General features: G+C 67.7%; 8 protein-coding genes. 3 read left to right on the top strand and 5 right to left on the bottom strand.

Annotated elements, in window-relative coordinates:
* Positions 1–90: 90 nt before the first annotated feature.
* Both P3W75_RS27915 and P3W75_RS27910 read right to left on the bottom strand, forming a co-directional pair.
* A complete protein-coding gene (locus P3W75_RS27915) occupies positions 91–1458 on the bottom strand; it encodes a glutamine synthetase family protein (protein ID WP_276230559.1) in 1368 nt (455 codons plus the stop codon).
* 174 nt (positions 1459–1632) lie between these two features.
* Positions 1633–3027 carry an aspartate aminotransferase family protein gene (locus P3W75_RS27910; RefSeq protein WP_276230558.1) on the bottom strand — a complete coding sequence of 465 codons (1395 nt, stop codon included), beginning with the start codon at positions 3025–3027 and terminating at the stop codon, positions 1633–1635.
* A 125-nt stretch (positions 3028–3152) separates the two neighbouring features.
* Between P3W75_RS27910 and P3W75_RS27905 the strand changes: the two genes are divergently transcribed.
* The gene (locus P3W75_RS27905) at positions 3153–3929 is read left to right on the top strand and encodes an SDR family NAD(P)-dependent oxidoreductase (RefSeq protein WP_276230557.1); all 777 of its coding nucleotides are present in this window, start codon (positions 3153–3155) and stop codon (positions 3927–3929) included.
* Between the two features lie 71 nt (positions 3930–4000).
* Positions 4001–4666: a GntR family transcriptional regulator gene (locus P3W75_RS27900; protein WP_346429868.1), complete on the top strand. Its 666-nt coding sequence runs from the start codon at positions 4001–4003 to the stop codon at positions 4664–4666.
* Between the two features lie 6 nt (positions 4667–4672).
* On the opposite strand, the gene P3W75_RS27895 is transcribed toward P3W75_RS27900, so the two are convergent.
* The 3 genes from P3W75_RS27895 to P3W75_RS27885 all read right to left on the bottom strand — a co-directional run bounded on the left by P3W75_RS27895 (position 4673) and on the right by P3W75_RS27885 (position 6393).
* Positions 4673–4885 carry a YgdI/YgdR family lipoprotein gene (locus P3W75_RS27895; protein WP_276230556.1) on the bottom strand — a complete coding sequence of 71 codons (213 nt, stop codon included), beginning with the start codon at positions 4883–4885 and terminating at the stop codon, positions 4673–4675.
* 103 nt (positions 4886–4988) lie between these two features.
* Positions 4989–5390 (bottom strand): SMI1/KNR4 family protein, encoded by a 402-nt coding sequence (locus P3W75_RS27890; protein ID WP_276230555.1) that lies wholly within the window; start codon positions 5388–5390, stop codon positions 4989–4991.
* A 133-nt stretch (positions 5391–5523) separates the two neighbouring features.
* Entirely contained in the window at positions 5524–6393 is an 870-nt protein-coding gene (locus P3W75_RS27885; RefSeq protein ID WP_276230554.1) for a Tim44 domain-containing protein, read from the bottom strand.
* Positions 6394–6638: 245 nt separating this feature from the next.
* Between P3W75_RS27885 and P3W75_RS27880 the strand changes: the two genes are divergently transcribed.
* A complete protein-coding gene (locus P3W75_RS27880) occupies positions 6639–8396 on the top strand; it encodes a cation:proton antiporter (RefSeq protein ID WP_276230553.1) in 1758 nt (585 codons plus the stop codon).
* Positions 8397–8408: the final 12 nt, after the last annotated feature.

Here is an 8408-nt window from a genome sequence, read left to right as displayed (position 1 = left end):
ACCAAGAAAAGACCAGAATCTTCGCTTTGCCAGGGTAATTTTTTCGTAAATCCGTTACCGCCTTTCGGTGGTGCCCGAAAGATCGCGCCCTCAGGCGTGGTGCAGGTACCAGCGCCAGTCCTGCTCGCCGACCTCGCCCATGAACTGGCGGTACTCCTCCCACTTGATCGCCAGGAACACCTGGAGGAATTCCTCGCCCAGCGCCTCGCGGGCCCAGGCCGAGCCTTCAAGGGCGCGCAGCGCGGTGAGCCAGTCGGTGGGGAGGAACTCGCGGGCCTGCTCGTAGCCGTTGCCGACGATGGCCGAGCCCGGGTCGAGCTGCTCGCGGATGCCCCGGTGGATGCCGGCGAGGATCGCGGCGGAGGCCAGGTAGGGGTTGGCGTCGGCGCCGCAGATGCGGTGCTCGATGTGCCGGCTCTTGGCTGGCCCGCCCGGCACGCGGAACGACACGGTGCGGTTGTTCACGCCCCAGCTCTTGGCCAGCGGCGCGTAGCTGTTGGCCTGGAAGCGGCGGAAGGAGTTGGCGTTGGGGCAGAAGATCGCCAGCGAGTCGAGCAGGGTGGCCATCATGCCACCGATGGAGTGCCGCAGCAGCGGCGTGCCCTGTGGGTCTTCGCTGGCGTAGAGGTTGTTGCCCTCGGCGTCGGCCAGGCTGACGTGCAGGTGCATGCCGCTGCCCGCGCGGTCGCCGAACGGCTTGGCCATGAAGCAGGCCTGCAGCCCGTGCTTGTTCGCCACGCCCTTGACCAGGCGCTTGTAGCGCACGCCTTCGTCGATCGCCTGGAGCACGTCGAAGCGGTGCTCCAGGGTCAGTTCCAGCTGGCCCGGCGCGTATTCCGAGATGGCCGTGCGCACCGGCAGGCCCTGGGCCTCGCAGGCGGCGTAGAGGTCGTCGAGGAACGGCTGTACCTGTTCCAGTTCGTACACGCCGTAGACCTGCGGCGCCTGCGGGCGCACACCGTTCATCTGGGTGGCCGGCTGCGGGCGGCCCTGGGCGTCGCGCTGCTTGTCGAGCAGGTAGAACTCCAGCTCCACCGCCATCACCGGGTGGAAGCCGTCGGCCTTGAGCCGGTCGACCACGCGCACCAGCGCCTGGCGCGGGTCGGCCGGGGTGGCCGGCAGGCCCTGGGTCGGGTGCATGCTCACCTGCAGCTGGCCGGTGGGCGAACTGCGCCAGGGTTGCAGGGTCAGGCTGCCGGGCAGCGGGTAGGTCCAGCAGTCGGCGTCGGCCACTTCCCAGACCAGCCCGGTGCCTTCGACGTCCTCGCCCTGCACGGTGAGCGCGAGGATCGAACTGGGCAGCGGCCGGCCGTTGTCGTAGATGGCCAGCAGCTCGTCGCGGTGCAGCAGCTTGCCGCGCGGGATGCCGTTGGCGTCGATGATGAACAGTTCGATGCTGCGCACCTCGGGGTGCGCGGCGAGGAAGGCTTCGGCTTCCTGGCGGTCGGCGAATTGCATGATGGTCCTCGGTGGCGCTTGGCGCGCCGGATGTTCTCTTGTGGGAGCAGCGGCCTAGCCGGCTGCGCCGAAGTGTTCTTCGTAGGAGCGAGCTTGCTCGCGAACCCGCCCACGCTGCGGATTTGCAAAGAGCGTTCGCGAGCAAGCTCGCTCCTACAGGTTCGGGTGCGGCGATCAGCTCTCTCGCGCGCCGGGGATCGCCAGCAGCTCGCCAATGCCCGCGTCGAGGGTCTCGATCAGGCGGTCGACGTCGGCTTCGGTGGTGTCCGGGCAGCACAGGGTCATGTTGTGGAACGGCGTGATCAGGATGCCGCGGTTGATCAGGTACAGGTGCAGGGCCATCTGCAGTTCGTCGTGGAACGCGGCCTCGGCCTCGGCGCCGGTGCGCGGCGATACCGGGCAGAACTGGAACTCGCTGCGCGCGCCCAGCTCGGTCACCGACCACTTCAGGTCGTACTTGCCGATCAACCGGCGGAAGCCGTCGGCCAGGCGCTTGGCCAGCGGCAGCATGTGTGCGTAGGCGGCCTGGGTCATCACCTGTTCCAGGTTGGCGCGCATGCAGTGCATGGCCAGGGCGTTGGCCGAGAGGGTGGTGCCCATGCCGCTGTGGCCGTGGCCATGGCTGTCTTCCTGGGCCTTCTGCCGCGAGGCGAGCATGCGCTCGGCCATCTCCGCGCTGCAGCCGAAGATGCCGCAGGGCACGCCGCCGGCGATCGGCTTGCCGACCACGAAGAAGTCCGGGTCGAGGTTCCACAGCTGGGTGCAGCCGCCGATGCCGGTGGAGATGGTGTGGGTCTCGTCGATGATCAGCAGGGTGCCGTACTTGCGGGTCAGCTCGCGGCATTTCTGCATGAAGCCCGGGTCGGGCAGGACCATGCCGATGTTGGTCATCGCCGGCTCGCAGAGCAGGGCGCAGACGTCGCCCTGGGCCAGCGCGGCCTCCAGCGCCTCGACATCGTTGAAGGGGATCGAGCGGCTGTACTGGGTCAGGTCGTAGGCCTGGCCGACCAGGCCGGAGCGCGGCACGGTCTCGCCGTCGCGGTAGCGCACCATGACGTCGTCGACGGTGCCGTGGTAGCAGCCGTCGAACACCAGCAGGGTCTTGCGCTCGGTGATCGCGCGGGCCCAGCGCAGCACGTAGCGGTTGGAGTCGGTGGCGGTGGCGGTGACCTGCCAGAACGGCAGGCCGAAGCGCGCGGCCAGCAGTTCGCCGCAGACCACGGCGTCTTCGCCCGGGAGCATGGTGGTCAGGCCGTTGTTGGCCTGCTCGGCGATGGCCTTGGCCACCGGGTCCGGCGAGTGGCCGAACATGGTGCCGGTGTCGCCCAGGCAGAAGTCGATGTATTCGTGGCCGTCCACGTCGTAGAAACGGGCGCCCTTGGCGCGCTCGACGAACAGCGGGCACGGGGTCGACCAGTCGGCCATCCAGTGCATCGGCACACCGGCGTACAGCGAGTTGCGCGCGCGCTCGGCCAGGGCCACGGATTTCGGATTCTGTTCCAGGAAGCGTTGGCGTTCGCGGGCGGTGAAAACATCCACGGCCTGTTGGGCGATTCCGCTGGCGGTCATTTTGCACACCTCGTTTGTTTTTTTGCACATCTTCCATTTGTGATCACAAAAATGTCAATACATGCCGATGACCGCCTGTTAATCTGCCGCTGAACATGATTTGTGATCACAACTGAGGATGGCGCATGACGGGACAATGGCAAGGCCAGGTCGCATTGATCAGCGGTGCCGGCAGCGAGGCCGGCATCGGTTTCGCCGTGGCCCGGCGCCTGGCGCGCGACGGCGTGCGCCTGCTGCTCAGCGCCAGCAGCGCGCGGGTCGAGCAACGCGCCGCCGAATTGCGCGCCCTCGGCGTCGACGCCAGGGCGATGAGCGCCGACCTCACCCGCGAGGACGACGTCGCCGCGCTGGCCGCCTGGGCCGAGGCCCAGTGGGGCCGGGTGGACATCCTGGTGAACAACGCCGGCATGGCCATGCAGGGTAGCCCCGAGCCGTTCGCCGAAGTGGCCGGGATGGACCTGGCCACCTGGAACCTGTCGCTGGCGCGCAACCTGACCAGCGCCTTCCTGCTCACCCGCGCGCTGCTGCCGGGCATGCAGGCGCGCGGCTATGGGCGCATCGTCAACGTCAGCTCCACCACCGGCACCCGCGGCAGCAACCCTGGCGAGGCGGCCTACAGCGCGGCCAAGGCCGGCATGCTCGGCCTGAGCATGGGCCTGGCGCTGGAGGTGGCGCGCCAGGGTGTGACGGTGAACAGCGTGGCGCCGGGCTGGATCGCCACGGCGTCGAGCACCGAGGAAGAGGCCCATGCGGGCCGGCATACGCCGCTCGGCCGCGCCGGGCGGCCCGAGGAAGTGGCGGCGGCGGTGGCTTTCCTCGCCTCGCCCGAGGCCAGCTACATCACCGGCGAGGTGCTGGTGGTGGATGGCGGCAACTGTCTGATCGAGAACAAGGGAAACTGAAACGATGAACCACGACTGCAGCCTGACCTTCGCCCAACTCCCGGCCCCGCCGGCCCGCGCGGAGTGACTTCATGGCCGAGAACCTCCAGGAACAGCTGTACCAGAACCTGCGCCAGGCCCTGCTCAGCGGGCGTTTCCAGCCCGGCGAGCGCTTGAAGATCCGCGACCTGGCGGATGAGTGGGGCACCAGCCCGATGCCGGTCCGCGCCGCCTTGCAGCGGCTGGTGGCCGAAGGCGCCCTGGAGGGCGAGCCGCAGCGTTCGTTGCGCGTGCCACTGATGACCCGCGAGCGCTTCCTGCAGATCCTGCAGGTGCGGCAGTCGCTGGAGGGCCTGGCGGCGGAAGACGCGGTGCCGCGCCTGGAGGCGGTGGATATCAGGACGCTGGAGGTTTGCACCGAGGCGATGGAGGCGGCGGTGCAGCGGCGTGACGTGGCGGCCTACCTCGAGCACAACAGCCGCTTCCACCTGACGCTCTACCGCGCCTGTGGCAACCCTACGCTGTTGCGCATGATCGAGGCGCTCTGGCTGCAGGTCGGGCCGTTCTTCAACCGGCTGTTCACCGAGGCGGACCTGTCATTGCGCCTGAACGACTTCCACGAGCACGCCCTGGAGGCGGTGCGCCGTGGCGACGCCCGTGGCGCGCGGGCGGCCATCGAACAGGATCTGGGCTATTTCGGCCAGTTCCTGCTCAACCTGCTGTCTCTGGAGTCGGGAAGCCGACGCGACGCGCGCTGAGGCGCGTCACTCGGACTTGATGTAGCGGACGTTGTCTTTCTTGATCAGGATGGTCTGGCCGTCCAGCTGCTCGAATTCGTAGTAGTCGTGGTACTTGTCGAAGTCGGCGTGGTCCTTGACCAGGACCTCGCTGCCGTCGGTCAGCGCCACCACGGCCTTGTCGGCGCAGCCGGCGAGGCCGAGCAGCAAAACGCTGAGGAAGAGGAATTTCAGCTTCATAGAGTCTCCAAGGGACATCGTGGACCGACCTTGGCAGCAGGTTCGGCACACGCTCGGTAGCCACTCAGACAACCGCTCCGCAGGGAAATTCAGTGGTTTCGGCTCAGGTGTCCAACCATACGTCGCGTGCCCAGGTCCACACCGAGTCCCAGGTTTCCTCGGTGAGTTCGGCGTCCGCCCAGAGCACCACCTCGCCGTCCTGGGCCACCGCGTAGTAGTCGTCACCATCGGCGCAAAGCGGTATCAGCTCGCGCGGCAGGCCCATCGCCCAGGCCACCGCGGCCACCTCCGGCAGGTAGGTGTGGGACTGCGGATCGGTCACGGTGACCGGCTCCAGGCGGCCATAGACGACGTCGCTGACCTTGAGGAGGAACTCGCGGAATTCCGACGGAAGGCCGATCAGCAGCTCTTCCTCGATCTCCACCAGCAGCTCTTCGTCCGGCAGCTCCAGGGGAACCGGGACGGGTTCGTTGAGTTCACGCAATTGCTCGATGACGTCTTCCACGGCTGGGCCTCACGATTGACTGGCGCGCTTTATACAGTAGTAGCCGGGCCAGGGCGCAAGGTCACGTAATCGGTGAACGGTGGCGAAAACGAAAAAGCCCGGCGAATGCCGGGCTTTTTCTTGTCACTTCGGGTCAACCGTTCTGACGGATGCCCGCCAGCAGCCAGGGCTGGTCCTGGCCCTGGGCACGCTCCATGCGCCAGCTTTCGCTGAAGGTCTCACCCTGGTCGAAGCGCGAGGTCTTCGACAGGCCGCTGAAGGTCAGGGTGGCGACGGTCTTGTCGGCCTGGTCGTCGACGCCTTCCAGCTGCACCTGCAGGTTGTCGATGTAGGTGGACTGGTAGCCCTCGCCCAGCTCGGCGCGTTCCTGCTTCAGCCACTGCAGCATCTGCGGGCTGACGAACTCGGCGATCTTGTCCATCTCGTTGGCGTCCCAGTGCTGCTGCAGGGACAGGAAGTGCTCGCGGGCGGCGCCGACGAAGCGCTGCTCGTCGAACCAGCTCGGCGCGTTGATCGCCGGGGCCGGGGCTGCCGCACGGGCGCTGGCGCCGAACGGCGACGGCTGGGCGGCCGGCATTTCGCGCTGCATCGGGGCGTGGCCGGCCATCGCCGGTTGGCCCTGGGCCTGCTGGCGACGACGCGAGGCGATGAAGCGGAAGGCGATGAAGGCGATCAGGGCGATGATCAGGATGTCGAGGAACTGCATGCCCTGGAAGCCGTCGCCCATGAACATGGAGGCAAGCAGGCCGCCGGCGGCGATGCCGGCCAGCGGGCCGAGCCAGCGCGACGCGCCGCCGGCCGCGGCGGCGCCAGCGGCAGCGCCGGCTGCGGGCGCGGCGGCATTGGGGGTGTTCGGGGCGGTGCTGGGCTGCGCCTGGCGGGTCTGGTGGCTGGGCGCCGAGCCCATGCTCTTGCCGCCGCCGAACCGCTTGGCGGCATTGACGTCGAGGCTGAGCGTCACGGCGACACAGAAGGCCATGGCAAGGCTGAGAAAGCGCTTCATCGTGGTCATTCTCTTGGTTGGAATACGACGCGCGCCATGTTGCCGAGCATCGCCCGATGGGACCAGCCGGATTTTGTTTCGGGCTGTTGCCCTGCGGCATGCGGCCGCGCCGCCGGGCGACGGCGCGATCGTCTGTTACCGGGTTTTTCAGCGCCCTCGCGAGCCTCGACCCTTTGGTAGGCTGCGGCGTAGCGGGGCCGCTGGCCGCGCGATCCCCACTGTCTCATCGCGCGAGGACCGCCGCCATGCACGCCATCGACTTCATCCAGGACCTCGCGGTGATCATGCTGATCGCCGGCTTCGTCACCATCCTCTGCCACCGCTTCAAGCAGCCGGTGGTGCTCGGCTACATCATCGCCGGGGTGATCATCGGCCCGCACACGCCGCCCTTCGCCCTGGTCCACGACGAGGAGACGATCAAGACCCTGGCCGAGCTCGGGGTGGTCTTCCTGATGTTCTGCCTGGGCCTGGAGTTCAGCCTGCGCAAGCTGTTCCAGGTCGGCGCCACGGCCTTCATCGCGGCCTTCCTGGAGATCACCCTGATGATCTGGGCCGGCTTCGAGATCGGCCGGCTGTTCGACTGGAGCACCATGGACTCGCTGTTCCTCGGCGCGATCCTGGCGATGTCCTCGACCACCATCATCATCAAGGTGCTGGGCGACCTGAAGCTGAAGAACGAGCGCTTCGCCCAGCTGATCTTCGGCGTGCTGATCATCGAGGACATCCTCGGCATCGGCATCATCGCGTTGTTCTCCGGCATCGCCGTGAGCGGCACCGTGGAGGCCGACCAGGTGTTCTCCACGGTGGGCAAGCTGAGCCTGTTCATGGTCGTCGCGCTGGTCGTCGGCATCCTCCTGGTGCCGCGCCTGCTGGCCTACGTGGCGAAGTTCGAGAGCAACGAGATGCTGCTGGTGACGGTGCTCGGCCTGTGCTTCGGCTTCTGCCTGCTGGTGGTGAAGCTGGAGTACAGCATGATCCTCGGCGCCTTCCTGATCGGCGCGATCATGGCCGAATCGCGCCAGCTGCTGCAGATCGAGCGGCTGATGGAACCGGTGCGCGACATGTTCAGCGCGATCTTCTTCGTCGCCATCGGCCTGACCATCGACCCCAGGGTGCTGGTGGACTACGCCGCGCCGATCCTGGTGATCACCCTGGTGGTGGTGCTCGGCAAGCTGATCTCCTGCGGCACCGGCGCCTACATCGCCGGCAACGACGGGCGCACCTCGATGCGGGTGGGCATGGGGCTTTCGCAGATCGGCGAGTTCTCCTTCATCATCGCCGCGCTGGGCATGAGCCTGGGCGTCACCAGCGACTTCCTCTATCCGGTGGTGGTCGGGGTGTCGGCCATCACCACGCTGCTCACTCCTTACCTGATCCGTTCCGCCGACCCGCTGGCGCTGTACCTGGGGCGCACGTTGCCGTCGCCGCTGGTGCGGGTGTTCGGCCTGTACGGCGAGTGGCTGCGCAACATCCGCCCGCGCGGCGACAAGGCGGTGATCGCCGGGATGATCCGGCGCATCCTGCTGCAGGTGGGGGTGAACCTGGTGCTGGTGATCGCGATCTTCTTCGGCCTGGCGTTCTTCGCCGAGCGGATTTCCGCCTGGCTGGCCAACTGGGTCGAGCCGGAGGCGCTGCACAAGGCCCTGGTGTGGGGCGCCGCGCTGTTGCTGTCGCTGCCGTTCCTGATCGCCGCCTACCGCAAGCTCAAGGCGTTGGCCATGCTGCTGGCGGAAATGGGGGTCAAGGCCGAAAGCGCCGGGCGCCACACCGCGCGGGTGCGCCGGGTGATCGCCGAGCTGATCCCGCTGTTGTCGCTGGGCGGCATGATGCTGCTGCTGGCGGCGCTCAGTTCGAGCATCCTGCCGCCGGGCGAGCTGCTGCTGGGGGTGGCGCTGGTCGCCGCGCTGGCGCTGGCGGTGGGCTGGCGCTGGTTCATCCGCCTGCACTCGCGGATGCAGATCGCCCTGCTGGAGACCCTGGAGCACGGCAAGGGCGGGCATTGAGCGCGAGGACGA

It is taken from the genome of Pseudomonas citronellolis (assembly GCF_029335315.1).
GTDB classification, from domain to species: Bacteria; Pseudomonadota; Gammaproteobacteria; order Pseudomonadales; family Pseudomonadaceae; genus Pseudomonas; species Pseudomonas citronellolis_A.
This window is presented reverse-complemented; position numbering and strand designations above follow the sequence as displayed.